This is a genomic window from Roseateles sp. NT4 (genome assembly GCF_051857475.1).
Taxonomy (GTDB): domain Bacteria; phylum Pseudomonadota; class Gammaproteobacteria; order Burkholderiales; family Burkholderiaceae_C; genus Pelomonas.
Map to the genome: position 1 here is coordinate 430383 of NZ_JBPZGZ010000004.1, position 23955 is coordinate 454337.

At 67.4% G+C, this 23955-nt stretch carries 25 protein-coding genes, 2 tRNA genes and 1 riboswitch; of the genes, 6 read left to right on the forward strand and 21 right to left on the reverse strand.

Going from position 1 to position 23955, the window contains the following annotated elements; translation table 11 throughout:
- Window positions 1-6: 6 nt before the first annotated feature.
- The 5 genes from ACS5PN_RS25080 to ACS5PN_RS25100 form a co-directional block, all read right to left on the reverse strand.
- The gene (locus ACS5PN_RS25080; RefSeq protein WP_439466753.1) at window positions 7-618 is read right to left on the reverse strand and encodes an immunity protein Imm33 domain-containing protein; all 612 of its coding nucleotides are present in this window, start codon (window positions 616-618) and stop codon (window positions 7-9) included.
- Between the two features lie 125 nt (window positions 619-743).
- A tRNA-Asn gene (locus ACS5PN_RS25085) sits at window positions 744-819 on the reverse strand.
- A 53-nt stretch (window positions 820-872) separates the two neighbouring features.
- A tRNA-Asn gene (locus tag ACS5PN_RS25090) sits at window positions 873-948 on the reverse strand.
- 36 nt (window positions 949-984) lie between these two features.
- Window positions 985-3108: a TonB-dependent siderophore receptor gene (locus ACS5PN_RS25095; RefSeq protein ID WP_439466754.1), complete on the reverse strand. Its 2124-nt coding sequence runs from the start codon at window positions 3106-3108 to the stop codon at window positions 985-987.
- Between the two features lie 66 nt (window positions 3109-3174).
- Window positions 3175-3280, reverse strand: a riboswitch (TPP riboswitch).
- Between the two features lie 50 nt (window positions 3281-3330).
- Window positions 3331-3762, reverse strand: coding sequence for a YciI family protein (locus ACS5PN_RS25100; protein WP_439466755.1), 432 nt, complete (start codon window positions 3760-3762; stop codon window positions 3331-3333).
- 258 nt (window positions 3763-4020) lie between these two features.
- On the opposite strand from ACS5PN_RS25100, the gene ACS5PN_RS25105 reads away from it, so the two are divergent.
- The gene (locus ACS5PN_RS25105; protein WP_439466756.1) at window positions 4021-4413 is read left to right on the forward strand and encodes a DUF2845 domain-containing protein; all 393 of its coding nucleotides are present in this window, start codon (window positions 4021-4023) and stop codon (window positions 4411-4413) included.
- Between the two features lie 24 nt (window positions 4414-4437).
- Here the strand turns inward: ACS5PN_RS25105 and ACS5PN_RS25110 are convergent, their stop codons facing one another.
- The 13 genes from ACS5PN_RS25110 to ACS5PN_RS25170 all read right to left on the reverse strand — a co-directional run bounded on the left by ACS5PN_RS25110 (window position 4438) and on the right by ACS5PN_RS25170 (window position 15656).
- Window positions 4438-5526: an NAD(P)/FAD-dependent oxidoreductase gene (locus tag ACS5PN_RS25110; RefSeq protein ID WP_439466757.1), complete on the reverse strand. Its 1089-nt coding sequence runs from the start codon at window positions 5524-5526 to the stop codon at window positions 4438-4440.
- Window positions 5527-5542: 16 nt separating this feature from the next.
- A complete protein-coding gene (gene fdxA / locus ACS5PN_RS25115; protein WP_310268918.1) occupies window positions 5543-5866 on the reverse strand; it encodes a ferredoxin FdxA in 324 nt (107 codons plus the stop codon).
- A gap of 27 nt (window positions 5867-5893) precedes the next feature.
- On the reverse strand, window positions 5894-6655 hold the full coding sequence (gene cobA / locus ACS5PN_RS25120) for a uroporphyrinogen-III C-methyltransferase (RefSeq protein ID WP_439466758.1): 762 nt from the start codon (window positions 6653-6655) through the stop codon (window positions 5894-5896).
- Complete coding sequence (locus ACS5PN_RS25125; protein ID WP_439466759.1) at window positions 6655-7944, reverse strand: sulfate adenylyltransferase subunit 1; 1290 nt, start codon at window positions 7942-7944, stop codon at window positions 6655-6657. The genes cobA and ACS5PN_RS25125 overlap by 1 nt, the downstream gene beginning before the upstream one ends.
- Complete coding sequence (cysD, locus tag ACS5PN_RS25130; protein ID WP_439466760.1) at window positions 7944-8909, reverse strand: sulfate adenylyltransferase subunit CysD; 966 nt, start codon at window positions 8907-8909, stop codon at window positions 7944-7946. The genes ACS5PN_RS25125 and cysD overlap by 1 nt, the downstream gene beginning before the upstream one ends.
- The gene (locus ACS5PN_RS25135; protein WP_439466761.1) at window positions 8906-9664 is read right to left on the reverse strand and encodes a phosphoadenylyl-sulfate reductase; all 759 of its coding nucleotides are present in this window, start codon (window positions 9662-9664) and stop codon (window positions 8906-8908) included. The genes cysD and ACS5PN_RS25135 overlap by 4 nt, the downstream gene beginning before the upstream one ends.
- Window positions 9661-10155, reverse strand: coding sequence for a DUF934 domain-containing protein (locus ACS5PN_RS25140; protein ID WP_439466762.1), 495 nt, complete (start codon window positions 10153-10155; stop codon window positions 9661-9663). Before ACS5PN_RS25140 ends, ACS5PN_RS25135 begins: the two co-directional genes overlap by 4 nt.
- A gap of 5 nt (window positions 10156-10160) precedes the next feature.
- Entirely contained in the window at window positions 10161-11876 is a 1716-nt protein-coding gene (locus ACS5PN_RS25145) for a nitrite/sulfite reductase (RefSeq protein ID WP_439466763.1), read from the reverse strand.
- A gap of 1 nt (window position 11877) precedes the next feature.
- Complete coding sequence (locus tag ACS5PN_RS25150) at window positions 11878-12645, reverse strand: sulfite exporter TauE/SafE family protein (protein WP_439466928.1); 768 nt, start codon at window positions 12643-12645, stop codon at window positions 11878-11880.
- Window positions 12646-12760: 115 nt separating this feature from the next.
- On the reverse strand, window positions 12761-13684 hold the full coding sequence (gene ybiB / locus ACS5PN_RS25155; RefSeq protein ID WP_439466764.1) for a DNA-binding protein YbiB: 924 nt from the start codon (window positions 13682-13684) through the stop codon (window positions 12761-12763).
- Window positions 13685-13747: 63 nt separating this feature from the next.
- Window positions 13748-14332, reverse strand: coding sequence for an outer membrane beta-barrel protein (locus ACS5PN_RS25160; protein ID WP_439466765.1), 585 nt, complete (start codon window positions 14330-14332; stop codon window positions 13748-13750).
- 21 nt (window positions 14333-14353) lie between these two features.
- Window positions 14354-14989 (reverse strand): outer membrane beta-barrel protein, encoded by a 636-nt coding sequence (locus ACS5PN_RS25165; RefSeq protein ID WP_439466766.1) that lies wholly within the window; start codon window positions 14987-14989, stop codon window positions 14354-14356.
- A 91-nt stretch (window positions 14990-15080) separates the two neighbouring features.
- Window positions 15081-15656, reverse strand: coding sequence for an outer membrane beta-barrel protein (locus tag ACS5PN_RS25170; protein WP_439466767.1), 576 nt, complete (start codon window positions 15654-15656; stop codon window positions 15081-15083).
- 239 nt (window positions 15657-15895) lie between these two features.
- Between ACS5PN_RS25170 and ACS5PN_RS25175 the strand changes: the two genes are divergently transcribed.
- Both ACS5PN_RS25175 and ACS5PN_RS25180 read left to right on the forward strand, forming a co-directional pair.
- The gene (locus tag ACS5PN_RS25175; protein ID WP_439466768.1) at window positions 15896-18118 is read left to right on the forward strand and encodes a GAF domain-containing protein; all 2223 of its coding nucleotides are present in this window, start codon (window positions 15896-15898) and stop codon (window positions 18116-18118) included.
- Entirely contained in the window at window positions 18108-18830 is a 723-nt protein-coding gene (locus tag ACS5PN_RS25180) for an HD-GYP domain-containing protein (RefSeq protein ID WP_439466769.1), read from the forward strand. The genes ACS5PN_RS25175 and ACS5PN_RS25180 overlap by 11 nt, the downstream gene beginning before the upstream one ends.
- 1 nt (window position 18831) lies before the next feature.
- Here ACS5PN_RS25180 and ACS5PN_RS25185 read toward each other — a convergent pair whose 3' ends face one another.
- Complete coding sequence (locus tag ACS5PN_RS25185; protein WP_439466770.1) at window positions 18832-19869, reverse strand: ornithine cyclodeaminase; 1038 nt, start codon at window positions 19867-19869, stop codon at window positions 18832-18834.
- 124 nt (window positions 19870-19993) lie between these two features.
- Between ACS5PN_RS25185 and ACS5PN_RS25190 the strand changes: the two genes are divergently transcribed.
- The 3 genes from ACS5PN_RS25190 to ACS5PN_RS25200 all read left to right on the forward strand — a co-directional run bounded on the left by ACS5PN_RS25190 (window position 19994) and on the right by ACS5PN_RS25200 (window position 22198).
- The gene (locus ACS5PN_RS25190) at window positions 19994-20419 is read left to right on the forward strand and encodes an Lrp/AsnC family transcriptional regulator (RefSeq protein ID WP_439466771.1); all 426 of its coding nucleotides are present in this window, start codon (window positions 19994-19996) and stop codon (window positions 20417-20419) included.
- A gap of 90 nt (window positions 20420-20509) precedes the next feature.
- Window positions 20510-21397: a patatin-like phospholipase family protein gene (locus ACS5PN_RS25195; RefSeq protein ID WP_439466772.1), complete on the forward strand. Its 888-nt coding sequence runs from the start codon at window positions 20510-20512 to the stop codon at window positions 21395-21397.
- Between the two features lie 165 nt (window positions 21398-21562).
- Window positions 21563-22198 carry an LON peptidase substrate-binding domain-containing protein gene (locus ACS5PN_RS25200; protein ID WP_439466773.1) on the forward strand — a complete coding sequence of 212 codons (636 nt, stop codon included), beginning with the start codon at window positions 21563-21565 and terminating at the stop codon, window positions 22196-22198.
- On the opposite strand, the gene ACS5PN_RS25205 is transcribed toward ACS5PN_RS25200, so the two are convergent.
- Both ACS5PN_RS25205 and ACS5PN_RS25210 read right to left on the reverse strand, forming a co-directional pair.
- Window positions 22176-23003, reverse strand: coding sequence for an alpha/beta hydrolase (locus ACS5PN_RS25205; RefSeq protein ID WP_439466774.1), 828 nt, complete (start codon window positions 23001-23003; stop codon window positions 22176-22178). The two genes, ACS5PN_RS25200 and ACS5PN_RS25205, sit on opposite strands and share 23 nt — an antisense overlap.
- On the reverse strand, window positions 23000-23917 hold the full coding sequence (locus ACS5PN_RS25210; protein WP_439466775.1) for a YihY/virulence factor BrkB family protein: 918 nt from the start codon (window positions 23915-23917) through the stop codon (window positions 23000-23002). Before ACS5PN_RS25210 ends, ACS5PN_RS25205 begins: the two co-directional genes overlap by 4 nt.
- Between the last annotated feature and the right edge of the window lie 38 nt (window positions 23918-23955).

A 23955-nucleotide genomic window follows, 5' to 3' on the forward strand; every position in this document is an offset into this window, starting at 1 on the left:
GGACGGTCAGTCGGTGCAAGCAACGAACGCGCCGGTCTCGGTATCCCGCACGAATGCCGACCCTGCCGGCGAATCGAGCAGGTGGATGAATGAAGCATCCTGGTTCAGCACCGCGCCCAGCGAGACGTAGGCGCTGTTGTCCGGGTCATCCATGTACTCGTCGGACTCCTCGTTGGCCGTGATGCGCCAGCCGCTGTCATCTTCCTGCTCCGGCTCTTCCCGATAGAGGTAGCCCGCCGGCACGCCATCGCGAAGAACGCGCTGGGTGACGAAGCAGCGCTGGATGTAGCGCTCGACGATGTTGTGCGGTTCCTCATGCGCCGTATTGATGATGTGGCAGGCCGCGAACTCGATGCAGTCGCCCGCCTTGAGATCCGCGATGTGCCGCGGGTCGTTGTCGAGCCGCCCTCTGAAGCTGTGATCGGGCCCAATCTCATCGACCAGCACCCACATGCGTTCGGCCCCGGGGGCCTCGGGATCGTCGCTTTGGAAGCGGAAGATCAATTTGACGTTCTCGCCGACGGCGATCTTCGCGAGGGTTTCCGCGGCCGGTTTGAAGAACGTGTATCGGAACTGGGCCGCAAGTTCGTCGGCATTCGCAAGGTGCCAGGAGGGCATGCTGATCTGAGGCCTGTTGTGATCCGCGAAGAGGGTAGCAGCTCGCTTTCAGGGCGAATCGTCAGTTCAGAACTCGCTGCCGCAAAGAAAAAGCCCCATCCGCTTGCGCGAATGAGGCTTTGATTTGGCTCCCCGACCTGGGCTCGAACCAGGGACCTACGGATTAACAGTCCGGCGCTCTACCGACTGAGCTATCGAGGAAAAGTTCTATGTCGGCATGACAAGCGGTTGCGTCATGCGTCTTGGGTTTCTGTTGGCTCCCCGACCTGGGCTCGAACCAGGGACCTACGGATTAACAGTCCGGCGCTCTACCGACTGAGCTATCGAGGAACAGAGCCCGTGACTATAGCAGTTTTTTCAAGAGTCTCAGAGTCGGACCTCGAGACTCGTGCGGAAAGTCCGCGGCGCGAGGGGGTAGAGGTAGCTGTGCTCGTACTGCCAGGGCGACTCGCGCCAAGCGCGGCGGTTGGTCAGGTTGTCCACGCCGGCGCGCCAGATCCAGCTCTGATTGCCCACGTTTTGCAGATAGCGCAGGCCGGCATCGGCCACCGTCCAGGCGGGCACAGAGACGCTGTTGTCGGGCGTGGCAAAGCGGCTGCCCTCGTAGCGGACACCGAGCTGGGCCTGCAGCCCGGGCAGCAGGTCCTGGCGCACATGGGCCTTCAGCGTGGTCTCGGGCACATTGGGCGGCAGCTTGCCGTTGAGGCTGGCGTCGATGCTGCCTTCGCGGCGCGCCTGCAGGCGCATGGCGCTAGCGAACAGGCCGCCGCCGCTCCACTTCAGGTCGGCGCTGGCCTCGATGCCGCGATGGCGGGCATAGCCGTCGGCGCGGTGTTCGCAGCTCAGGTCGACGTCGCAGCTGCCGATGTCGCGCCACAGCGGGCGGCGGATGTCGAAGGCCGTCAGCGAGCCTTCGACACGCTGGGTGCCGGTCTTCAGGCCGATCTCGGTCTGGCGGCTCTTCAGCGCGGGCAGGGCCTGGCCGGCATTGACGTAACGGGCGCGGTTGGGCGTGACTTCACTTTCAACGCCCTCGCCCCAGCTCGCATAGACCAGCCAGTCGCTGGCGATGGCGTGGCTGAGCGCGATCCACGGCGTGGTGACGCCCTGCGAATAGTCGGTGCGCCGGCCACCATCCGTGCGCACGCTCTCGCGGTGCAGACGCGTGTAGCGAGCGCCCAGCCAGGCGGTGGTGCCGGCGCCGAGGTCCACGCGGTCGCGCAGATAGAGCTCGTTGCTGCGCTCGTCGCGGTTGGTGTTTTCGTCGGTCAGGTCGGGCTGGGCCGCGGTGACGGCGCTGCCGTCGATATTGCCGGTGCCGGCGTAGTTGTAGGCCTGGCGCTGGAAGCGGCTCTTGAACTGGCTCGTCAGCCCGCCGACGGTGAGGTCATGGCGCATGCCGGCGAGCTGCACGGGGCCGGTCGCGGAGATGTCCAGGGCCGTCGTGTCGCGATGCTCGTTCTCGCTGCGGAAGTCGTAGAGGTCGTAGCTGCCATCGGGGCAGAAGCGGTCGGCGTAGTAGTCGCCATTGGCGGCGCTGCAGCCATAGGCATAGGCCAGGCGGTCGTCGGTGCGCAGGCGCTGGATGCCGAGGATGGCTTGGGCGCGCCAGTCGCCGGAGAGCTTCTGCTGCACGCGCAGCGAGGCGTGCGTGTTGTTGAAGACAACCGGCAGGCTCCAGGGCTGGTTGTTCAGGTTCAGGTTGGGGTCGACGCTCTTGGCATCGGGCAGGCGGTCGCCGAGCAGGCTGAAGCCCTGCTGGCTGGGCTGGCTCTGGCGGTTGAACTCGACTTCGGCCTCGACCAGGGTGTCAGCGCTGATGCGCCAGTCGGTGGCGACGGCCAGCGTGTGCGAGCGGCCCTTGCTGTCGCGCAGCGTCGGGTCCAGACGAGCAGCGGCCACGTTGACGCGCAGGCCGAACTCGCGGTTGGCACCGAAGCGCTGCGAGTGGTCGAGGCTGGCCTGCACCGTGCCGCCCTGGATGGCCTCCAGCATCAGCGCCGTGCCGTCTTCGGCCAGCGGGCGCTTGACGACGAAGTTGACGATGCCGGCCGGCGAGCTGGTGCCGGCCTGCATGCCCGAGCTGCCCTTGAGCACCTCGATGCCCGACTTGTTGACCAGCGACAGCGCGGTCTCGCCGCTGATGGGCAGGCCGTCGCGGCGCAGGTTGAAGCGGTTGTCGAGGTCGAAGCCGCGTATCTTCAGCTGCGACCAGTAGCCCACGGCGTTGTAGGCGTCGGAGACGGAAGCATCGAGCTTGGTGATGCCCGAGAGCTGGCTGATACCGAGGTCGTCCAGGCGCTCGGCCGACAGACTCAGGGCCTGCATCGGCAGCTTGGCCGGCGGGTCGTTGAAGCCCGACAGGCTGGGCACGGCCTCGGTGGCCTTGCCGGTCACGCTGACCTGGGGCAGGGACTGAGCCGAAGCGAGATGCGACGCCAGCAGCGCCGTGGCGGCTGCGATGGAGGAAAGAGAAAGAAGTCGTGCCATCGGAATGCAAAGCGATGGCAGGTCGGCAAACGACAGAGCTCAGGGGCGGGAGACGAAGATTCGGCCTGGGCGTTCAGCGTGCTTCCCTGCGCGAGGATTACCTCAGTCAGGTTCAAAGGGACTGTCTCAGTCGCGCGCCGCCTTGGCAGGCGCAACACCCCTAGCGAAACGCCTGGTTGCCCAGGCGCGGTGTGGATTCTAGTCGCGGGCCTGTTTCAGGCCTCAGCTGCGCTGTTGCGCGTCCATCTTGGCGCGCAGCTTGTCTTCCTGTGCCTGCAATTCGGGCGTGAACGTCTCGCCGAAGTCTTCCGCCTCATAAAACGGACGGATCTCGATCTCGCTGTCGCCGGGCATCGGGTTGGGGCAGCGCTTGACCCAGTCGACGGCCGCATCCATCGATGTGACGTTCCAGATCCAGAAGCCCGCGATCTGGTCGTTGGGCGCACCGAAGGGACCGTCGATGACGGCGCGGTCCGGGCCGGAGAACCGCACGCGCTTGCCGGCGGACGTCGGCTTCAAGCCATCGCCGCTTTGCATGACACCGGCCTTCACCAGTTCCTCATTGAACGCGCCCATGGCGGCGAATTCTTCGGTGCTGGGCAGGCGGCCCGCTTCGGAATCGGCAGTGGCTTTCACGATCACCATGACGCGCATTTCAGTCTCCTTGACGGTGGCGGTGGGGCAGGGACGATGAGCGAGCATGCCCGGTTTGGACGGCAGCGGATGTAGGAAAGCCGCCCGTGAGCGGTTGGGCAGGCGGTTTCGAAACGGCCGGGCCGCGGCGTGAGCTCGCCGATACTTCCACCTCGTCTCAAAGCTAGGCGCGCTCGTGGTTCAGCCTGTCAACGTGAACGTCCCTGCGGCGTTCTGCCCGGACATGTGAGCGGCGCATGGCCGTCGAAGGAGGAAGCTATGGGACTGATTCACGCGCTGCGCTTGGGCTTCAAGGCAGGCGCGCTGGCTGCTCTGCTGGGCGAAGGAGGCGCCGTTCACGCCGACCCCTTGCGATGCAACGACACCAGCATCAACGAAGGCGATGCCAAGGTGTGGTTGATCCGGTCGTGCGGGCAGCCCACGGTCTCGGACTCGTACTGCGCCCGGATCCCGCAGCCGCTTCCTGCGCAATACGGCTATCCGACCTATCAGCAGGTTCAGCCGGTTCAACAGGTTCAACCGGTGTGCGTGGTGACGGAGGAGTGGCTGTACGACCGCGGGCCGGGAAATCTCGTCGCGGTGGTGCGGATTCGCGAGGGCAAGATCATCTCGATCCGCTACGGCGAGCATGGGCGGTCCGAGCCCCGCTAGCCAGCCTGCTGGGGAAGCCAGGCCTCAGTCGAACACTGGCGACTCCACGCCCAGCACCTTGTGCAGCTTGGGGCTGGTCGTCGTGTACTGCAGGTGCACGCGCTTGTCCGGGAAGACGTAGGGCGCCGCGCCGAAAGCGGCCAGCGCGCATTCGTGGAAGCCGGAGAGGATGAGCTTCTTCTTGCCCGGATAGGTGTTCACGTCGCCGACGGCAAAGATGCCCGGCACGCTGGTCTCGAACTTCTCGGTGTCGACGACGATCTGCTTGCGCTCCAGGGCCAAGCCCCATTCGGCAATGGGCCCAAGCTTGGGGCTGAGGCCGAAGAAGGCCAGCACCTGGTCGCAGGGCACCACACGCGTGATGCCGTCGTTGCCGGCGATCTTCAGCCCGGTGAGTTGGCCATCCGCCTCGGTGATGCCCACGGTCTGGCCGACGATGAACTGCATCTCGTGGGCGTCGCAAAGCTCATGCATCTTGGCAACGCTGGCGGGCGCGGCGCGGAAGCCATCCCTGCGGTGCACGAGGATGACGCTCTCGGCCTTGTGCGGGTTGCCGTCAGGGTTGGCGGCACAGAAGTTCAGCGCCCAGTCCAGGGCCGAGTCGCCGCCGCCGATGATGAGCAGGTTCTTGCCGGCAAACTGGTTGGGCGCCTTGACGCGGTAGTGGACCTGGGTGGCCTCGTAAGGCTCGACGCCTTCGACCTTCAGCGTGCGCGGCTGGAAGCTGCCGACGCCGCCGGCGATGAAGACCGTCTTGGTGACGAACTGCGTGCCCTTGTTGGTCTCGACGATGAAGCCGCCATCCTCGAGCTTCTGCACGACGGTGACTTCCTGGCCCAGGTGGAAGGTCGCGCCGAAGGGCTCGATCTGCTTGAGCAGGTTGTCGGTCAGCTCCTTGCCGGTGCACACGGGCACGGCCGGGATGTCGTAGATGGGCTTGTCGGGATACAGCTCGATGCACTGGCCACCGGGGTAGGCCAGGCTGTCGATGATGTGAGCCTTGATCTCCAGCAGGCCCAGCTCGAAGACCTGGAAGAGCCCGACCGGCCCGGCACCGACGATGACGGCGTCGGTGTGGGTGGCATCGGGCCTGATCGCTACGGCTGCCTGCATAGGAAAGGAAAAGCGATCAGCGGATCAGCTCGGGCAGCTTGCCCGTCTTGTCTTTCCACTCGTCGGCGTCCGGCAGGGCGGGCTTGCGCTTGGTGATGCTGGGCCAGCCCTTGGCGAGGTCGGCGTTGATCTTGATCATGTGGATCTGATCGCCCGGCACATCCTCCTCCGGCATGATCGCGTTGACCGGGCACTCGGGGATGCACACGGCGCAATCGATGCACTCATCGGGGTCGATGGTCAGGAAGTTGGGGCCTTCGCGGAAGCAGTCCACCGGGCAGACGTCGACGCAGTCGGTGTATTTGCAGCGGATGCAGGCTTCGGTGACGACGTGGGTCATGGGCAGCTCTGAGAAGTAAGGGGCGCCTTAGATGGGCAATGTTTCAGGCGAAACGATGATTTTAGCGGCGGGCAGGTTTTGATCCTGCGCCGCGACGGGACTGGCACCTGTCCCCACCGTGACGACCGTGGGGCGGCCGCGATGCAGCAGCGCGGCGTGGGCGAGATCGGCCAAGGCGTGCTCGCTGGTGATGGCGTCGGCGCAGCCGGCGCGGCTGACGACCAGCGTCGGCGTGTCAGCGGGCCAGCCCGATGCCAGCAGCTGGCGGCCCAGGGCAGCCAATTGGCGCCCCGCCATGTAGAAGACCTCGGTGTCGGCCGAGCGGGCGGCGCGCAGTTCGCCGGCCTCGGTCATGGCCGTCGTCATGCTGACGCTGCGACCACGGCCGCGGCGGGTCAGCGGGCGTTGGGCCTGGGCGGCGGCGGCCAGAGCAGCGGTGACGCCGGGGACGACTTCGCTGGCAATGCCGGCCTCGGCCAAAGCGATCAGCTCTTCCTCCAGGCGACCGAAGACGCTGGCGTCGCCACCCTTGAGGCGCACGACAAGAGCGTGCTCCCGGGCGGCCTTGACGAGCAGCGCATTGATCTCGGTCTGCTTGGCCGAATGCTCGAAGCCGCGCTTGCCGACCGAGATCCAGCGGGCATTTGGGGCGAGTTCGCGCAAGGCCGGATCGGCCAGCGCATCGGCGAGCACGACGTCGGCCTCCGACAGCGCCCGTGCGCCGCGCAGCGTGATCAGGTCGGCGGCGCCGGGGCCGGCGCTGACGAAGATCACTTTGGCGGCAGACATCACCAGGCCTCTTCCGCCGGCGCGGCGGCTTGCACGTCCACCAGCAGCGCGCCGCTGGTGCGGTGGCTGGCGGGGTCGACGACGATCAGCGCACCACCGACGCGGTTGTCCACGAAGGGCTCGACGGGCAGCTCATGCTGCACCTCCATCTGCACGCGGCCGATGGTGTTGACGGGCAGCTCGTGCGCGTCCTGCGGTTGCAGGGTGTTGATGTCCAGCACCGAGGCTATGGCCGAGATGCGGGCCTGCACCCAGCGGTTGCCATGGCGCACCCAGTATTTGCGGCCGGGCTTGGCGGCTTCGGTGTCCAGCCAGGCCAGGGTCGCCGGGAAGGTCTTGGTCTGCGATGCCGAGCCGGGCGTGACGATCCAGTCGCCGCGGCTGACGTCGAGCTGGCGGTCCAGCACCAGACCGGCCGAGTCGCCGGCCTCGGCGCTGGGCACGGTCTCGCCGGCCAGGCGCACTTCGGACACGACGGCGGTCTGCTTGGACGGCAGCACCTCGATGGTGTCCCCGGCCTTCACGGCGCCATGGGCGATGCGGCCCCACAGCACGCGCGGCTGCACGCCGGTGCCCTTGGACTGGTAAGCGTCCTTCTGTACGTATTGCACGGGCAGGCTCAGCGGTGCGTCGGCGCGTTCGCTCAGCGTGGGCAGGCGCTCCAGCACCTGCAGCAGGCTCTCGCCGTTCCACCAGGGCGCGTCCAGCGGCTGGGTGACGTTGTCGCCGCGCAGGGCGCTCACCGGCACGGTGGCGGCCACGTTCAGGCCGGCCGCGGCGGCGAACTTGTCCAGCGCCGCCTTGACCTTGGCAAAACCGGCGCCGGCATCGTCGAGCGCGTCGATCTTGTTGATCGCAAACACGATGCTAGGCACGCGCAGCAGCTGGGCCAGCAGAGAGTGGCGGCGGGTCTGCGGCAGCAGCACGACCTCGTCCTGCGTCAGGTCCAGCTTGGTGATGTCCACCAGCACGACGGCGGCATCAGAGCCAGCGGCGGCCGTGACCATGTTGCGGGTGTACTGCTCATGGCCGGGGGCGTCGGCAATGATGAACTTGCGCGTCTTGGTGGCGAAGTAGCGGTAGGCCACGTCGATGGTGATGCCCTGTTCGCGCTCGGCCTCCAGGCCGTCGGTCAGCAGGCTCAGGTCGATGGGGCGGCCGGCGGCGCGGCGCTCCAGCGTGTCGAGCTGGTCGGCGAGGATGGCCTGGCCGTCGAACAGCAGGCGGCCGATCAGCGTGGACTTGCCGTCGTCAACGGAGCCCGCCGTGAGGAATCGCAGCGCCTTCATCAGAAATACCCTTCCTTCTTGCGCTTCTCCATGGAAGCTTCACTGGTGCGGTCGTCCATGCGCGTGGCGCCGCGTTCGCTGACGGTGACGGTCAGCGTCTCGGCCACGACCTCGCTCGCGTTGGCGGCGGGGCTCTCGACCGGGCAGGTGCAGGTCATGTCGCCGACAGTGCGGAAACGCACGGTGGCGGTCTCGACGGTCTCGCCTTCCTCCGGCGGCGTCACGTCGGTCAGAGGAACCAAGAGGCCCTTGCGGCGGATGACCTGGCGCTCGTGGGCGTAGTACATCTGCGGCAGCGGGATGTTCTCGCGGGCGATGTAGAGCCACACGTCCAGCTCGGTCCAGTTGCTGATGGGGAAGCAGCGGAAATGCTCGCCCGGGCGGATGCGCGTGTTGAACAGCGTCCACAGCTCGGGGCGCTGCTCCTTGGGCTGCCATTGGCCGAAGCTGTCGCGGTGGCTGAAGATGCGCTCCTTGGCGCGCGCCTTCTCCTCGTCGCGGCGGGCGCCGCCGATGAGAGCGTCGAACTTGTGCTCTTCGATGGTCTCCAGCAGCGTCACGGTCTGGTGGCCGTTGCGGCTTTCAAGCGGGTGGCTGAGGCGGATGGTGCCCTTGGCCATACTGTCTTCCAGATGGCCGACGACGAGACGCTCGCCCATGTCCGCCACGCGCTGGTCACGGAAGGTGATGACCTCGGGGAAGTTGTGGCCGGTGTCGATGTGCACCAGCGGGAAGGGCAGCTGGCCCGAGTAGCCGCTCGGGTGGGCCGCGTTCTTCATTTTGAAGGCCTTCTCGGCCAGGCGCAGCACGACGCAGCTGTCCTTGCCGCCGGAGAACAGCAAGGCGGGGCGCTCGAAGCTGGCTGCGACCTCGCGCAGGATGAAGATGGCTTCCTCTTCCAGCGCATCCAGATGGGCGTGGTCGACGTCGGCGATGAGTTGTTCGGGTTTCACAGCAGCATTCATGATTTGGCGTGCAGTCCGCATTCCTTGGTGGAGTCTTCCCACCACCAGCGTCCCGCTCTGAAGTCTTCACCGACCGCGATGGCGCGCGTGCAGGGTGCGCAGCCGATCGAGGGCATGAACTGGTCATGCAGCGGGTTGTACGGCACGGCGTATTTTTCTACATAGGCCCAGACCTCGGCCCACGTCCAGTCGGCGATGGGGCTGATCTTGCGGCGGTTGTTGCCGTCGTGTTCATCAAAGGCCACGTCACCGCGGGCACCGCTCTGTTCGCGGCGCAGGCCGGTGATCCAGGCCGAGCGGCCCTTCAGCATGCGACCCAGCGGCTCCATCTTGCGGATGCCGCAGCAGGCCTTGCGCAGCTCGATGCTCTTGTACATCGCCTCCTCGCCCTCCTTGCGGACGAACTGGATGACGGCGTCGGCCACAGGCTTGAAGACCTCGACCTCGCGGCCATAGCGCTCCTTGATGCGCGGGATCAGGGCCAGCGTCTCGGGGTGCAGCTTGCCGGTGTCCAGCGTCGAGATGGCGATGGGCAGCTGGGTGCGGGCGATCAGGTCGGTGATGACCATGTCTTCCACGCCCAGGCTGCTGCTCTGCACCAGGCCGTCGCCATGCTCGATGCTGGCGTCACGCAGGCGCTGCAGGGCGGCCTCGATCTTGGCGTCCAGGGCCGTTGTCCATTTGGCGTAGAGGCCGATGGCGCCGCCGACCGCCGGCGCAGCGGCCCAGGGCAGGCTGCTGACTTCGTCGCTCATGCTGCGCTCCGCAGGAACCACGGGCGCGTTTCGGCCACGTCGCCTTGGTAGAAGCCGACGGGCTCGAACAGGTCCAGGGCCTTCTGGGCGAAGACGGGAGACTGGTCGCCGCGCAGGATGACTTCGTCGAAGCCGGTGCGGGCCAGCAGCTGCATCATGTCCACCAGCACTTCGCCGCGGGCGCGGATGGCGCCTTTGAACTTCATGCGAATGCGCAGCAGGTGGGCCTGGCTGTAGGCGCGGCCATCGGTCCACTTGGGGAATTCGAGCACGACCAGGGCGATGCGGTGCAGGTCGGGCGCCAGCTCGCGGATGTCCACGTCATTGGGGAACTCGATGCCGACCTTGAGATCGTTCGGCCAGTGGTCCTTGACGGCATGCCATTGCTCCAGCGTGAGCAGGCGGTTCGGCGCCGGATCCGGGTCGGGCTTGGGGCCGTCCTCGCCAACGGCGTGGTGCCAGGTGCAGGTGGTGGCGTTGATGAACTTCATACGGATCAGGCCTTGGCAGTCGAAACACGCACGGCGTTGGCCGCGGTCTTGAACGGATCGAGGCCCAGGCGCTTCACCGCGTCGATGAAGTGCTCGCCACTCAAGCGCTCGCGCTTGAAGGTGTCGATGACGGCGTCGATGGCGTCGGCGATCTCGTCGGCTGCAAAGCTCGGGCCGATGACCTTGCCGGCCACGGTGCCGCCGGCCAACTTCGTGCCGTCACCGCCGCCCAGGGTCAGCTGGTACCACTCGGTGCCGTCCTTGTCGACGCCGAGCACGCCGATATGGCCGCTGTGGTGGTGGCCGCAGGAGTTGATGCAGCCGCTGATGTGCAGGTCCAGTTCGCCCAGGTCCTCGAGTTCGTCGATGTCCTGGTAGCGCTCGGCAATGGTGGCGGCCAGCGGCAGCGAGCGGGCATTGGCCAGGGCGCAGAAGTCGCCGCCGGGGCAGGCGATCTGGTCGGTCAGCAGGCGGGCGTTGGGCGTGGCGAAGCCGGCGGCGCGGGCAGCCTGGAAGAGTTCGGGCAGGTCGGCCGCCTTGACCCAGGGCAGCACCAGGTTCTGGCGGTGCGACACGCGCAACTCGCCATGGCTGAACTGCTCGGCCAGGGCGGCGGCGGTGTCCATCACGTCGGCCGTCGTGTCGCCGGGGGCGATACCGACGCGCTTCAGGCTCAGCGTGACAGCGCGGTAGCCGGCAACGCGGTGGCCGTCGACATTGCGCTTGAGCCAGCGGGCGAAAGCGGGGTCGCTGGTGTCGAGCGTGGGCTCGGCGATGGGCGTCACGCCTTCGGGGTCGACAAAGCAGGCCGCCACGCGGTCCAACTCGGCCTGGGGAATGATCTGCTCGTGGCCGGCCGGGTCGTCGGCCAGGATGCGGGCGAACTCCTCGTTGACGGCGTCGAAGAACTTCTGGCCCTCGGCCTTGACGAGGATCTTGATGCGGGCCTTGTAGAGGTTGTCGCGGCGGCCGGCGAGGTTGTAGCAACGCACGATGGCCTCGATGTAGACGAGGATCTGCGCCCACGGCACGAAGGCGTTGATCTCGGTGCCGGGAATGGGCGTGCGGCCCATGCCACCGCCGACGAAGACCTGGAAGCCGACCTCGCCGGCCGCGTTCTTCTTCAGCTGCAGGCCGATGTCATGCCAGCCGATGGCCGCGCGGTCTTCGGCAGCGCCGCTGACGGCGATCTTGAACTTGCGCGGCAGGTGGGCGAACTCGGGGTGCAGCGTGCTCCACTGGCGCAGGATCTCGGCGTAGGGGCGCGCGTCGACGACTTCATCCGGCGCGATGCCGACAAAGGCGTCGCTGGTGATGTTGCGGATGCAGTTGCCGCTGGTCTGGATGCCGTGCATGTCGACCTCGGCCAGCAGCTCCATGACGGTGGCGCTGTCTTTCAGCGGGATCCAGTTGTATTGCAGGTTCTGGCGCGTCGTGAAGTGGCCATAGCCGCCCTGGCCGGCAAAGGGGCCGTCGGGCTGGCGGTCGTACTCGCGGGCGATGCGCGCCAGCTGGCGCAGCTGGCGGGCTGACAGCTCGCCATAGGGCACGGCCACGCGCAGCATGGGGGCGTGACGCTGGATGTACCAGCCGTTCTGCAGGCGCAGCGCGCGGAAGTCGTCGGTGCTGAGCTGGCCAGCGTAGTGGCGCTCGAGCTGGTCGCGGTATTGCGCGGCGCGGGCGTGGACGAAGCGGCGATCGAAGTCGGTGTACTTGTACATATCAGTGGATGACCTTCCAGCCGGCCATCAGAAGAGAAACGCAGAGCAGGCTGCGGACAACGCCGTCGGGCAGGCGGCGGGTCAATTGGGCGCCCAGCCAGATGCCGGGTAAAGAGCCAATGAGCAGGGAAACGAGCAATTCCCAGTTCACGTTGCCGAGGCTGGCGTGGCCGATGCCAGCCACCAGCGTCAATGGCACCGCGTGGGCAATGTCGGTGCCCACGATGTCGCGGGCCTTCATGCGCGGGTAGATCAGCAGGATCAGCGTCGCACCGATGGCGCCGGCGCCGATGGAGGACAGCGACACCAGCACGCCCAGCAGCAGGCCCAGGGCCACCATCAGCGTCGGCTTGCGCGACTCGGGAATCCAGCGTTCCAGCTTCAGGCCCAGGGGCTGCCAGCTCTGCTTGAAGGCGACGACGACGGCCGTCAGCAGCAGGGCGATGCCCAGAGAAAAGGTCAGCGCCGAGGCCCAGCCCTTGGTGATGCCGGTCAGGTGCATCAGCGCGATGGTGGCGATGGAGGCCGGGATGGAGCCCATCAGCATGCGGCGCACGATGGCCCAGTTGACATGGCCGTGGCGCGCGTGCGCCACCGAGCCGCTCATCTTGGTCAGGGACGCGAACCACAGGTCGGTACCGATGGCGACCGCCGGATTCAGCTTGAAGACGGACAGCAGCAGCGGCGTCATCAGCGAGCCGCCGCCCACGCCGGTAATCCCGACGATGAGGCCGACGCCCAATCCGCTCGCAATCGCAATTCCGTCCAGCACATGCGCTCCAGGGCTAGCCCCATGCCACCCGAGGGCGCGACTCTAGGGAATGTTGCAGTGCCGCAGAACTACATTCTTCTTGGGGCTATATGCCCAAGCTGAATAAGCAACCTCAGTTTGTGGCCAAAACCTTCAGGGCGGCGACCTGTTCAGCGATCCGTATTGGCACCATTTCGGTGCCCTTCAGCATAGCGCGGATGAGGGCGGCGTTCTCTGCCGGCTCACAGGCGGGCGACAGCGGCCAGTCCAGGTCGGCCGTGTCGGCCGGGTGCAGCGGCGCGGTCTGGCCGCCCTGGAAGCCGATCAGATGGGCCTTGCGGCGCAGATGGGCATAGGCCTCGCCCTCGCTGGCGCGCATCAGCAGGGCCCGGCCGCCACCCGTCGTCAGGCCGGGCAGGGCGGCACCCATGCTGTCCAGGTATTCCGGATGGGTCACGGCGACGACGCGAACGCCGCGACCGGCGGGGAAGGGGTCGAGCAGCTTGGCCAGGCTGTGGGAGCTGTTGCGCAGGCCCAGGCGGGGGCGCAGGGCCATCAGGCTGTTCAACCCAGGGTTGAGCATCTGCAAAGGCAGGACGGCGAGTCTGTCGCTTGCCAGCCGCGTCTCGGCGTCGGCCAGCGAAGTGCTGGCGGGCAGGCCCAGGGCGTCCAGCAGCTGGAAGGGGCTGTGGCGGCTGTCGAAGTCGTGCCGGCCGAAGATCAGCACCGGCACGCCTTCTCGAGCCAGCAGCAGGGCCACCAGGGGCATCAGATTGGCCTGCTTGCGGGCGCCGTTGAAGCTGGGCAGCAGCACGGTGCGCGGGCCAGCGGGTGCGGTCAGCGAGGTCGTGCGCGCCTGCATGGCGGCCAAGAAGCCGGCCACCTCATCAGCGCTTTCGCCCTTCACACGCAGTGCGATCAGCATGGCGCCCAGCTCCATGTCCGGCACCTGGCCGTCCAGCATCTCGCCGAAGAGCTCTTCAGCCTGCTCGCGGCTCAGGTCGCGCGCTCCCCGGGCGCCGCGGCCCATTTCCTTGATCAGCGGGGCGTAGTTCATGGCGCCAGTGTAGAAACGACCAAGGCCGCGCGAGGCGGCCTTGGTGGATGACCCGCTCCGCAATCAGAACGCGTAGCTGGCGCCGAGCGTGACCAAGCTCAGCCTGGCTTTGTTCGAGAAGCGGTCGTACCGGTACTCCGTGGTGTTGAAGCCCAGTTCCAAGCGTGTCGATGGACTGACGGCATAGGTCAGGGCCAGGCCGGCATAAGGCTTCGCAACACTTTGGGAATCGGACCCGCTCGTGACCTGAGTGTGGGTCACTTGCACAATGGAGTTCGTGAACTTCACCTGCGCCACGCCAAGACGGAAGTCCAAACCCCAGTCTGCTCCCAGATTCCAGCTATAGCGAGCACCCAGCGTGAGCGCCTTCGCCTGGAATCGGACGTAATCCAAAACCAAGTTTTCGGGAACGCTGGCTGGAGAAGCAATATCGTTGTCGTCGCTTTTGCCGAAATCGACGTAACCGGCTTCCACACTCAAACCGTTGCCGAAACTGTAGCCGCCAGTCAGCTTCGCGCCGGTCTGGCGACACGAACCTATGCAGTTGTGCACGCGCGACTGGCCGGCGGCGACGCCAGCGTAAAACTGCGCCTGGGCGGACGCGGCGCTGACCATCGCGGCCAGTGCGATGACATGCTTTGTGTTCATCGTGAGGCCTTGGCTCGGGAATCAGAACGCGAAGGTCGCGCCGAGCGAGATCAGGCGCACGTTGCCCGTCTGTCCCTCGAAATGCGCTTTGGTGGAATCCACGCCCAGCTCGAGCTTGATACGGTTGCTGACGGCATAGCTCACGGCGACGCCGGCAACCAGCTGGGTCTCGCTCTCGGACGCGGAGCCCTGTTGCGGGCCGTCGATCAGGTCGGCCCGGACCTTCACCTGTGCGACGCCGAGGCGAACGACCATGCCCCAGTCGCTGGCCAGGGGCAGCGAATAGGCGCCACCCAGCACGAAGGCCGAGGGCTTGAGTCTGATGGAGCTGGCGGCGTTGCCAACGTGGGCCTTGCCGAAGTTGATGTAGCTGCCCTCGAGGCTGAAGCCATTGCCGAAGCTGTAGCCGCCCATCAGCTTGCGGCCGTTATCGCTGCTGTCGCAGATCGTGGTGCCGGTGCAGTCGACGTTCAAATGAGTCGAACCCGCAGCGGCGCCAATGTAGAACGCGCTTGGGTTGGGTTCAGCGGCTTGAGCGGTAGCAGCGCCGAACAACGCGGCGACCACGAAGGCATATTTCTTCATGAGAGATTCCCTGTATTGCAAGGGCGGGCCGGCGTGTGGCCGGCCCGCCTGCCTCCTCGAGGCGGCACGCATGCTAACGGTGCTGTGCGTGCTGCTTCGGGTCGGCTGTCCTGGGAATCAGGCTCAAGTGAAAAAGCCCGTTATTGGATAGCGCTTTCAGGCGTCAGAACGCCATGCGGGCACCCACGGAAACCATGCGAACGTTGGTGCGTTCGCCTTGCAGCTCTGCGCGCGTTGCGTCCACGCCCAGTTCCACGCGGGCATTCGGCGTCAGCGCATAGTTGACGGCCAGGCCGGCGATGGGCTGCGTCGTGCTGTCGCGGGTCGAGCCTGTCAGCACGCCGACTTCGGCATTGGCCTTGGTGCGCACGCGGGCCACACCCAGGCGGCCGACCAGGCCCACGTCCGGACTGAGGTTGGCCGTGTAGGCGCCGCTCACGGACAGCGCTTCCGGCCTGCCGGTCAAGCCGACGGCGCCTTGCGACGCGTGGAATTTGCCGAAATTGGTATAGCCGCCTTCGATGGCAAAGCCATTGCCGTAGGCGTGGCCGAACATGATCTTGCCGCCGGCGGCGTTGCGATCGCAGCTCTGCACGCCGGTGCAGTCGACGTTCAGATGTCCTTGGCCGATCGACGCGAGGCCGTAGTTGTGTTCGGCATTGCTGCCGGAGCGGTTGGACTGGGCCTGGGCACCGGCGGCCAGGGCGAGGGCGGCAAGACTGAGGGCGATCTTTCTCATGGGTACTGCTTTCATTCGAACTTCATCCATCGGAGCGCAATGGCCGGGTGAGGCCGCTGCGGCGATACGCGACGCGGTCGTCGCTGCGCTCATCCTCTGTGCCTCGCAAGCCCGCACCTGTAGGACTTGGACACCCTGGGGCGACGGAGAGGTTCGCCGTGGCCAGACCGCGGCGTAACGACAGGCAAGTTCCTCGCGGGACGGGGATACTGGTGCAACGCCGCTGCCATTCGGGTCTCATGCCGCACATCAAGCCCAAGACGCTTTACATCACGCTGAGCTTTCTGATGGTGGGCCTGGTGGCGCTGGTGTACGGCGTGCTGCTGCTGCACGAGCGCTCGCGCAGCGACGCGCTGATGCTTCAGCAGGCCGGCGCGGCGGCCAAGCGCATCGGCCGCGAGGCGGCGGCGGCCGTCGAGACCGAGCTGAGGCCGGCGCGTGTCAGCGTGGCCTTGCTGGCCACCGGCGCCCTGGGCCGGGCCGGCAGTGAGGCCGAGCGCCTGGCGGCCCTGCCGCAGATGGCCGCGGCCCTGCGCGTCAATGCCTCGGTCTCAGCCGTCTACGCGGGCACGACCGGTGGTTCCTTCGTGCTGCTGCGCCGCCTGGGCGACGCAGCCACGCGCAAGCGCATGGACGCGCCGGCCGAGGCCGCCTTCGGGCTGCAGAGCGTGAACCGCGACGGTGGCTCAGCCCCGCGGGGCAGCTATCGCTTCTATGACGCGAATCTGCGCGAGCTGCAGCAGCGCGATCGCCCGGAGTACGACTTCGATCCGCGCACCCGGCCCTGGTTCGCATTGGCCAGCCAGGCCGGCGAGGGCAGGCTGGTGCAATCGGCGCCCTACCGCTTCTTCACGACGGGCGAGCCCGGCGTCACCCTCGCCCAGGCCCATGGCGGCGCCATCGTCGGCGCCGACGTCAGCCTCAAGGCCTTGAGCGACATGCTGAGCAAGCCCCAGATCAGCCGCTCGGCCGAGCTGCTGATCGCGACCCAGGGCGGCGAGATGCTGGCTGAAGCCCGGCGCGAGAAAGGCGCGGCTCTGAAGGATGCACCAGGCCTGCCGCGCGTGGTCGAGGCCGCCTCCCCGCTGATGCGCGAGCTGTGGCAGCGTCGCGATGAGGCGGGTCATCTCGCGCCTGTGCAGCCCATTGAAGGCCGTGAGTGGGTCAGCCATGCGCTGCCGCTGCAGGGCGCCGTCGACGCCGGCGCGCCCTTGGTGCTGCTGATGTCCGCGCCGCGCGACGAGTTGCAGGCCTTCCAGCTCGAGAGCCGCCGCCACAGCTTCTACATCTCGCTGGCCTTGATGCTGCTGCTGCTGCCTCTGGTGCATCTGCTGGCCGACCGCGTGTCGCGGCCGCTGCGCCACCTGGCCCGCCAGGCCGAGGCCATCGAACGTTTCGAGTTCGATGGCCCCGACCCCCAGCGCAGCCTGATCCGCGAGGTCGACCGCCTGGCCATCGCGATGACGGCCATGAAGCATTCGCTGCGGCGCTTTCTGGACATCAGCGATGCACTGAGCGCCGAGCGTGATTTCGACACCCTGCTCGACCTCATCCTGCGCGAGACCATCGCCGTGGCTGGCGCCAGCGGCGGCTCCATCCACCTGCTGTCGGCCGACGGCCTGACGCTGGAGCCGGCGGCCTCGCGCATCGGTGGCGAGACCTCGTCGCGTCGCGGCCTGACCTGGCAGGTCGACGCCGCCGACAGCGTCGCCGCGCCTGTGCATGCCCTGCGCGCCAACGGGCCGGTTGAAGTCGACCTGAGCTGGGACGACCCGGTCCATCTGGCCGCCTACGAGCGGCTGTTCGCGGGCCTGGGAGCCTCTCACATGCGGCTGCTGTCCATGCCGCTGAAGAACAGCCAGCACGAGACCATCGGCACGCTGACGCTGACCTTCCCGCGCGCGGCAGAGCGGCCTTTCGAGCCGCTGGGCACGGCCCGCGTGGCCTTTGTCAGCGCGTTGTCGGGCACGGCCGCCGTGGCCATCGACAACCAGTTGCTGCTGCGCGCCCGCAAGGAATTGCTGGAGAGCTTCATCCAGCTCGTCGCCGGCGCCATCGACGCCAAAAGCCCCTACACCGGTGGTCACTGCCAGCGCGTGCCCGAGCTGACCAAGATGCTGGCCCAGGCCGCCTGCGAGGCGAAGGATGGCCCGTATGCCGGCTTCACGATGGATGCCGACCAGTGGGAGGCCCTGCACATCGCGGCCTGGCTGCACGATTGCGGCAAGGTCACGACGCCGGAATACGTCGTCGACAAGGCCACCAAGCTCGAGACCCTCTACAACCGTGTGCACGAGATCCGCACCCGCTTCGAGGTGCTCAAGCGCGATGTGCTGATCGATAAGCTGGAGGCCGAGCTGGGCGAGGTAGGCGTGCAGCGGGCCCGCGCCGCGGCGTCAGGGCCGCAGGCCGAGCTGGACGCCGACTACGCCTTTGTCGCGGCCAGCAAATGTGGGCGGTGAGACCCTCGATGCCGCGGCTGTCGCCCGGTTGCGCAGCATCGGCGAGAAGCGCTGGTCGCGCACCTTGGACGACAGCCTGGGCCTGTCCATCGACGAGCTGCGCCGCCAACCCAAGCCGCGGCCGCCGCTGCCGGCCACGGAGCGCCTGCTGCAGGACCGGCCGGAGCACATCCTGTCGCGGCCGGCTGACGACCAGCTGGGTGATGACAACCGCTGGGGCTTCAAGCTCAGACAGCCCGAGTACCTCTATCACCGCGGCGAGCTGCACAACCTGGCGATCGCGCGCGGCACGCTGACGGACGAGGAGCGCTACAAGATCAACGACCACATCGTGCAGACGCTGAAGATGCTGCACGAGCTGCCTTTCCCCAAGCATCTGCAGGATGTGCCCGAGATCGCCGGCGGCCACCACGAGCGCATGGACGGCAAGGGCTACCCGCGCGGACTGATCGGCGAGCAGATGAGCCCGCAGGCCCGCATGATGGCCGTGGCCGACGTCTTCGAGGCGCTGACGGCCGACGACCGGCCCTACAAGCCCGGCAAGCGTCTGTCGGAGGCCCTGTCCATCATGCGGCGCATGGTGGGCGAGGGCCATCTCGACCCCGACCTGTTCACGCTTTTCCTGCGTTCCGGCGTCTGCCTGGCCTATGCGCGGCGCTTCATGGCAGAGCCGCTCATCGACGTGGCGGACGTCGAGGCCTATCTGCCCTGATTCAGGCGGCCTGCAGCTGGCCGCTGAGGCGCAGCTCGCCGAACAGGTCCTTGGGATCGGCCATGCTGGGGATCAGGTCCAGCGGCGCGCCCAGGCCCAGCTGGCGGGCCAGCTCGTGCAGCAGGCGCAGCGCGGAGAAGTCCTCCAGCGCGAAGCCCACCGAATCGAACACGGTGACCTGGGCATCGCTTTCGCGGCCCGCGGCTTCGCCGGCCAGCACGCGCCAGAACTCGGTGACCGGGAAGTCGGCCGGCATCTGCTGCATGTCGCCCTCGATGCGCGACTGCGGCTCGAACTCGCAGATGACGCGGGCCATCTCGAGCACGCCGCGATGCAGCTCGGTCTTGCCGGGGCAGTCGCCGCCGACGCCGTTGATGTGCATGCCGGGCTCGATCAGATCCGGCGTCAGGATGGTGGCGTTGGTCTTGTCGGCGGTGACGGTGGTGACGATGTCGGCACCCTTGACGGCCTCGGCGATGGAGGCGCAGACGGTCAGCGTCAGGCCCGGCGTGGCCTGCAGATGGCGCACCAGCTTGGCTGTGGCGGCGGGGTCGATGTCGTAGAGGCGCAGCTCGCGGATGCCGAGCAAGTGGTGGAAGGCCAGGGCCTGGAACTCGCTCTGGGCACCGTTGCCGATCAGGGCCATCACGCGGCTGTCGGGGCGGGCCAGGCGCTTGGCCACCATGACGGAGGTGGCGGCGGTGCGCATGGCGGTGGTCAGGGTCAGCTCGGAGAGCAGGGCGGGCGAGCCGGTCGCCACGTCGGCGAGCACACCGAAAGCCATCACGGTCGGCAGACCGAAGCGATGGTTTTTGGGGTGGCCGTTGACGTATTTGAAGCTGTAGAGGCTGGCGTCGGCGATGGGCATCAGCTCGATGACGCCGTCGGCCGAATGGGCGGCGACGCGGGGCGTTTTGTCGAATTCGGCCCACCGCAGGTAGTCGGATTCGAGGTTGACGACGAGGCGGCGAAGTAAATCGGGAAGTCCGACGCGCTGCACGATTCGGGCGACGTCTTGGGTGGTGAGGACGGTGGTCACGAGGGTCTCCGGGAGTTGTTGAAGCGATTCTTCCGAGGCGGCGTGCCAAACAGAAGCGCAACTCCTGATCAGTAATGCATGCCAATTTGGCAAAATGGCAGTGGAAATTGCCAATTTGCTCAAAATGGACGCTCTCGACCAGCAACTCCTCGCCCTGCTGCGCACCGATGCGCGGGCCAGCGTCGCCTTGCTGGCGGCCAAGCTCAAGGTGTCACGCGGCACCGTCACCAACCGCATCGCGCGGCTGGAGGACAGCGGCGTCATCACCGGCTACACCGTGCGTCTGCGGCCCGACTCGGTGCCCGACGAGATCACGGCCTGGATGAGCATCACGGTGGAGGGCAATCGCACCCGCGAGGTGGTGTCTATCCTGCTGGGCGAACCCGGCATCACCGGTCTGTTCGACACCAATGGCCGCTGGGACCTGCTGGCCGAGATCCGCAGCTCCAGCCTGCAGGAGCTGGCCGACGTGCTGGAGCGGGTGCGCCTCATCAAGGGCATCGCCGGCACCGAGACCTCCATCCATCTGCAAAGCTACAAGCTCGGCTGAGGCCGGGGGCCTGCCCTCGGGTATCGTGCGGCGCGTTTCTCCGTTTTTGACATGACTCCTGTTCTTCTTCGTCGCGCCGGACTTGCCGCCATGGTTGCCGTTCTGGCTGGTTGCTCGGTGCTGCCGAGCCAACCGACCCAGCCTCCGGTGCCGCCGCCGGTGCAGCCCGATCCGCAGCCGCCCGTCATCAAGCCGGCACCCAAGCCTCCGCGCATCGGCCTGGCCCTGGGCGGTGGCGCCGCGCGCGGCTTTGCGCATATCGGCGTCATCCAGGTGTTCGAGGAGAACGGCATCAAGGTCGACCTCGTCGCCGGTACGTCGGCGGGCAGCCTGGTCGCGGCCCTCTACGCCTCGGGCAAGAACGGCAAGGAGATGCAGACACTGTCCGACACCATGGACGAGGGCGCCATCACCGACTGGTCCTTCCCGCTGCGCGGGCTGATCCGCGGCGAGGCGCTGGCGCGCTTCATCCGCGACAAGACCGGCGGCAAGAACATCGAGCAGATGAGCCTGCCGCTGGGCATCGTCGCGACCGACCTGTCCGATGGTTCGTCCATCCTGTTCCGCAGCGGCGACACCGGCACGGCCGTGCGTGCGTCGAGCGCCGTGCCTGCCGTCTTCCAGCCGGTGCGCATCGGCCAGCGCGAGTTCGTCGACGGCGGCCTGGTGTCGCCGGTGCCGGTGCGCTTTGCCAAGGAGATGGGCGCCACCCTCGTCGTCGCGGTGGACATCACGTCGCCGCCCGAGAAGGACCCGCCTGGCGACGCCTTCCGCATGCTGATGCAGACCTTCTCCATCATGGGCCGCAGCATCAACATGTTCGAGCTGAGGGACGCCGACGTCGTCATCCGGCCCAAGCTCGACAATGTGGGCAGTGCCGACTTCACGGCGCGGCGCCGGGCGGTGCAGGCCGGCCGCGAAGCCGCGCAAGCCATCTTGCCCATCTTGCGGCAACGCATCGCCGAAAAGACTCGCTGATGAAGCCCCTCGTCCAAGGAATACCTTGGCCGGTCCCCCGAGGGGACGGTGATGCTTGCGGCGTCGAGCCGCAAGCACATCACCAGAGCGGGCCGGCTAGGGAGCGGCCCGGCGCTCGGCCCGCGGCGGTGCACCACGGCCGCGAATACGCAATGGGTCGCTGAAATGGATACCACCGAGACGCCGCTGTTCCCGCTACGCTCGGTGTTCTTTCCCGGCGGACATCTGTCGCTGCGCATCTTCGAGCCGCGCTATCTGGACATGGTGCAGCGCTGCCATGCCCGTGGTGAGCCCTTCGGCATCGTCGCCCTGACCTCGGGCGAAGAAGTACGCCGCCGCGAAGGAGAGGGCTTCCAGACCGAGGCCTTCCACGACATCGGTACCTTGGCGCATGTCGAGCATTTCGAGCAGGTCCAGGCCGGCCTCATCCAGATCCGCACGAAAGGCAGGCAGCGCTTTCGGGTGCTGGGCTCGCGCTGTCTCAGCCATGGCCTTTGGGTCGGTCGGCTGGAAATGTTGCCTGACGACCAGGCCGTGCCGGTGCCCGACGACCTGCGCCCCGCGGCGCGGCAGTTGCAGGACCTGGTGGCCGGCTGGACGACGCGAGCCGCGCTGGAGGACCTGCCGGTGCAGCCGCCCTATGAATGGGAAGACGCCGGCTGGCTGGCCAACCGCTGGGCCGAGCTGCTGCCCATGCCGGTCGAGGCGCGTCAGCGGCTGATGACGATGGACAACCCCTTGCTGAGGCTGGAGCTGGTCGTCGACCGGCTCGACACGATCACCGGTTCAGCCAATCGGTAAGTGTCTTCAGCACCTGAGCCTTCTCGGGCTCGTTGAAGATCTCGTGGAAGAGGCCGGACCAGGGTTGGGTCGCGACGACATTGGCCGGTGCGGCGGCCGCAAAGGCCTCGCTGCCACGCGGGGCCACGCAGCGGTCGGCGCCGGCCCACATCAGCAGCGTCTGCAACTTCCAGCGCGGCGCGTCGCCGATGGCGCGGGCGCCGCCATCGACGATGAAGTTCGTCAGCCGTGCCGTGATGCGGTCGTGGACCAGAGGATCGGTCGCATAGGCCTTCACGACGGCCGGGTCGCGGCTGATCCACTCCGGCTTGAGACCGTTGCCGACGGCCAGGCCCGGGAAGAGGGAACTGGCCACGGCCAGCAGCAGCTTCTGGAAGCCCGACAGGCCGGGGTCCAGGGCGGGCGATGACAGCACCAGGCCGTCCAGAGGCCGGCTCCAGGCGGCGGGCTTGCTCGTCAGCGCCTCCGCGGCAAAGCGCGCGGCGATCAGGCCACCCATGCTGTGGCCCAGCAGCACGAAGCGCTTGCCGGGCTGGCGCACGGCGTCGATGACGCGGGCCGTGTCGCGCAGCAGCGCGTCGTGGTCGGGGATGTCGCCCTTGCGGCCCTCGCTGTGGCCATGGCCGCGGTGGTCCCAGCCATGCACATCCCAGCCGGCCGCGTTCAGCGCGGCGGCCACATGGGCATAGCGCTCGATGTACTCGCCCAGGCCATGGCAGATCAGGACCTGTCCTCGCGAAGCCGCCGGCGCGGGCCAGTGGCGCAAGTTGAGCTTGAGGCCGTCGTCGGTCGTCGTGGTCGTCATCGCGTCGGGGGTGAGGAGGTGGCGTCGGGGCGCAAGTTTGCCCCAGCCTCCTCCGATTCCCGTCGCGAACCCAACACTCTTGCGTAGGCCCAGGTGAATTCGGCGCCGACGAGCAGGATCTGGGCCGAGAAATACACCCACACCAGCAAGGCCACGACCGAGGCCGCCGCCCCAAAGCCCGATACGACGCCGCTGCGCTGCAGATAGGCGCCGATGCCAAAGCGGCCCAGAGCGAACAGGCCGGCCGTGACGAAGGCGCCCAGCAGCACGTCGCGCCACGCAACGTGCACGCGCGGCATCCACTTGAAGATCAGCGCGAAGACGGCCACCACCAGACCCTGGCTGAAGACGGTGTTGGCCACGGCCGCGATGCGCAGCCAGTCGCCGAACCAGGGCTGCCACCAGGTCTGGGCGGCCGACATCATGGCGTCCAGCAGCAGCGACACCAGCAGCAGAAAGCTCAGACCGAAGATCAGGCCGAAGCTCAGCAGCCGCGCGCGCAGCCAGTTCAGCCAGCCCTGCACCGGCCGGGCGGGCACGCGCCAGATGGTGTCCAGCGCGTCCTGCAGCTCGGCGAACATGGTCGTCGCGCCGACCAGCATCAGGCCCAGGCCGACGACGGTGCTGAGCCAGCCGCCGGCCGGCCAGGAGACCGTCTTCAGCATGCTTTCCACGGTCGATCCCGTCGAGGGGCCGAGCAGTTCGGCCAGCTGGTCGAAAAGTTCGCCGCGTACCGCCTCACCGCCCCAGACCAGGCCGGCCACCGACACGACGATCAGCAGCAGCGGCGCGAGCGAGAACAGCGTGTAGTAGGCGAGGGCGGCGCCCATGCGGGGGCCGCGGTCGGCGAGGAAGCCGTCGAAGGTCAGCTGCAGCACGCGTCCCAGCGGTCGGATCTGTTCAAGCCAGCGCATGCGCGCAGTCTCGCGGCATGCACCGGCGTGCGCTGTAG

Excerpts from the sequence above, each read along its gene's own strand:
- ACS5PN_RS25080 (WP_439466753.1), bottom strand. The coding sequence starts at position 618 with ATGCCCTCCTGGCACCTTGCGAATGCCGACGAACTTGCGGCCCAGTTC.
- ACS5PN_RS25095 (WP_439466754.1), bottom strand. The coding sequence starts at position 3,108 with ATGGCACGACTTCTTTCTCTTTCCTCCATCGCAGCCGCCACGGCGCTG.
- ACS5PN_RS25100 (WP_439466755.1), bottom strand. The coding sequence starts at position 3,762 with ATGCGCGTCATGGTGATCGTGAAAGCCACTGCCGATTCCGAAGCGGGC.
- ACS5PN_RS25105 (WP_439466756.1), top strand. The coding sequence starts at position 4,021 with ATGGGACTGATTCACGCGCTGCGCTTGGGCTTCAAGGCAGGCGCGCTG.
- ACS5PN_RS25110 (WP_439466757.1), bottom strand. The coding sequence starts at position 5,526 with ATGCAGGCAGCCGTAGCGATCAGGCCCGATGCCACCCACACCGACGCC.
- fdxA (WP_310268918.1), bottom strand. The coding sequence starts at position 5,866 with ATGACCCACGTCGTCACCGAAGCCTGCATCCGCTGCAAATACACCGAC.
- cobA (WP_439466758.1), bottom strand. The coding sequence starts at position 6,655 with ATGTCTGCCGCCAAAGTGATCTTCGTCAGCGCCGGCCCCGGCGCCGCC.
- ACS5PN_RS25125 (WP_439466759.1), bottom strand. The coding sequence starts at position 7,944 with ATGAAGGCGCTGCGATTCCTCACGGCGGGCTCCGTTGACGACGGCAAG.
- cysD (WP_439466760.1), bottom strand. The coding sequence starts at position 8,909 with ATGAATGCTGCTGTGAAACCCGAACAACTCATCGCCGACGTCGACCAC.
- ACS5PN_RS25135 (WP_439466761.1), bottom strand. The coding sequence starts at position 9,664 with ATGAGCGACGAAGTCAGCAGCCTGCCCTGGGCCGCTGCGCCGGCGGTC.
- ACS5PN_RS25140 (WP_439466762.1), bottom strand. The coding sequence starts at position 10,155 with ATGAAGTTCATCAACGCCACCACCTGCACCTGGCACCACGCCGTTGGC.
- ACS5PN_RS25145 (WP_439466763.1), bottom strand. The coding sequence starts at position 11,876 with ATGTACAAGTACACCGACTTCGATCGCCGCTTCGTCCACGCCCGCGCC.
- ybiB (WP_439466764.1), bottom strand. The coding sequence starts at position 13,684 with ATGAACTACGCCCCGCTGATCAAGGAAATGGGCCGCGGCGCCCGGGGA.
- ACS5PN_RS25160 (WP_439466765.1), bottom strand. The coding sequence starts at position 14,332 with ATGAACACAAAGCATGTCATCGCACTGGCCGCGATGGTCAGCGCCGCG.
- ACS5PN_RS25165 (WP_439466766.1), bottom strand. The coding sequence starts at position 14,989 with ATGCGTGCCGCCTCGAGGAGGCAGGCGGGCCGGCCACACGCCGGCCCG.
- ACS5PN_RS25170 (WP_439466767.1), bottom strand. The coding sequence starts at position 15,656 with ATGAGAAAGATCGCCCTCAGTCTTGCCGCCCTCGCCCTGGCCGCCGGT.
- ACS5PN_RS25175 (WP_439466768.1), top strand. The coding sequence starts at position 15,896 with ATGCCGCACATCAAGCCCAAGACGCTTTACATCACGCTGAGCTTTCTG.
- ACS5PN_RS25190 (WP_439466771.1), top strand. The coding sequence starts at position 19,994 with ATGGACGCTCTCGACCAGCAACTCCTCGCCCTGCTGCGCACCGATGCG.
- ACS5PN_RS25195 (WP_439466772.1), top strand. The coding sequence starts at position 20,510 with ATGGTTGCCGTTCTGGCTGGTTGCTCGGTGCTGCCGAGCCAACCGACC.
- ACS5PN_RS25200 (WP_439466773.1), top strand. The coding sequence starts at position 21,563 with ATGGATACCACCGAGACGCCGCTGTTCCCGCTACGCTCGGTGTTCTTT.
- ACS5PN_RS25205 (WP_439466774.1), bottom strand. The coding sequence starts at position 23,003 with ATGACGACCACGACGACCGACGACGGCCTCAAGCTCAACTTGCGCCAC.
- ACS5PN_RS25210 (WP_439466775.1), bottom strand. The coding sequence starts at position 23,917 with ATGCGCTGGCTTGAACAGATCCGACCGCTGGGACGCGTGCTGCAGCTG.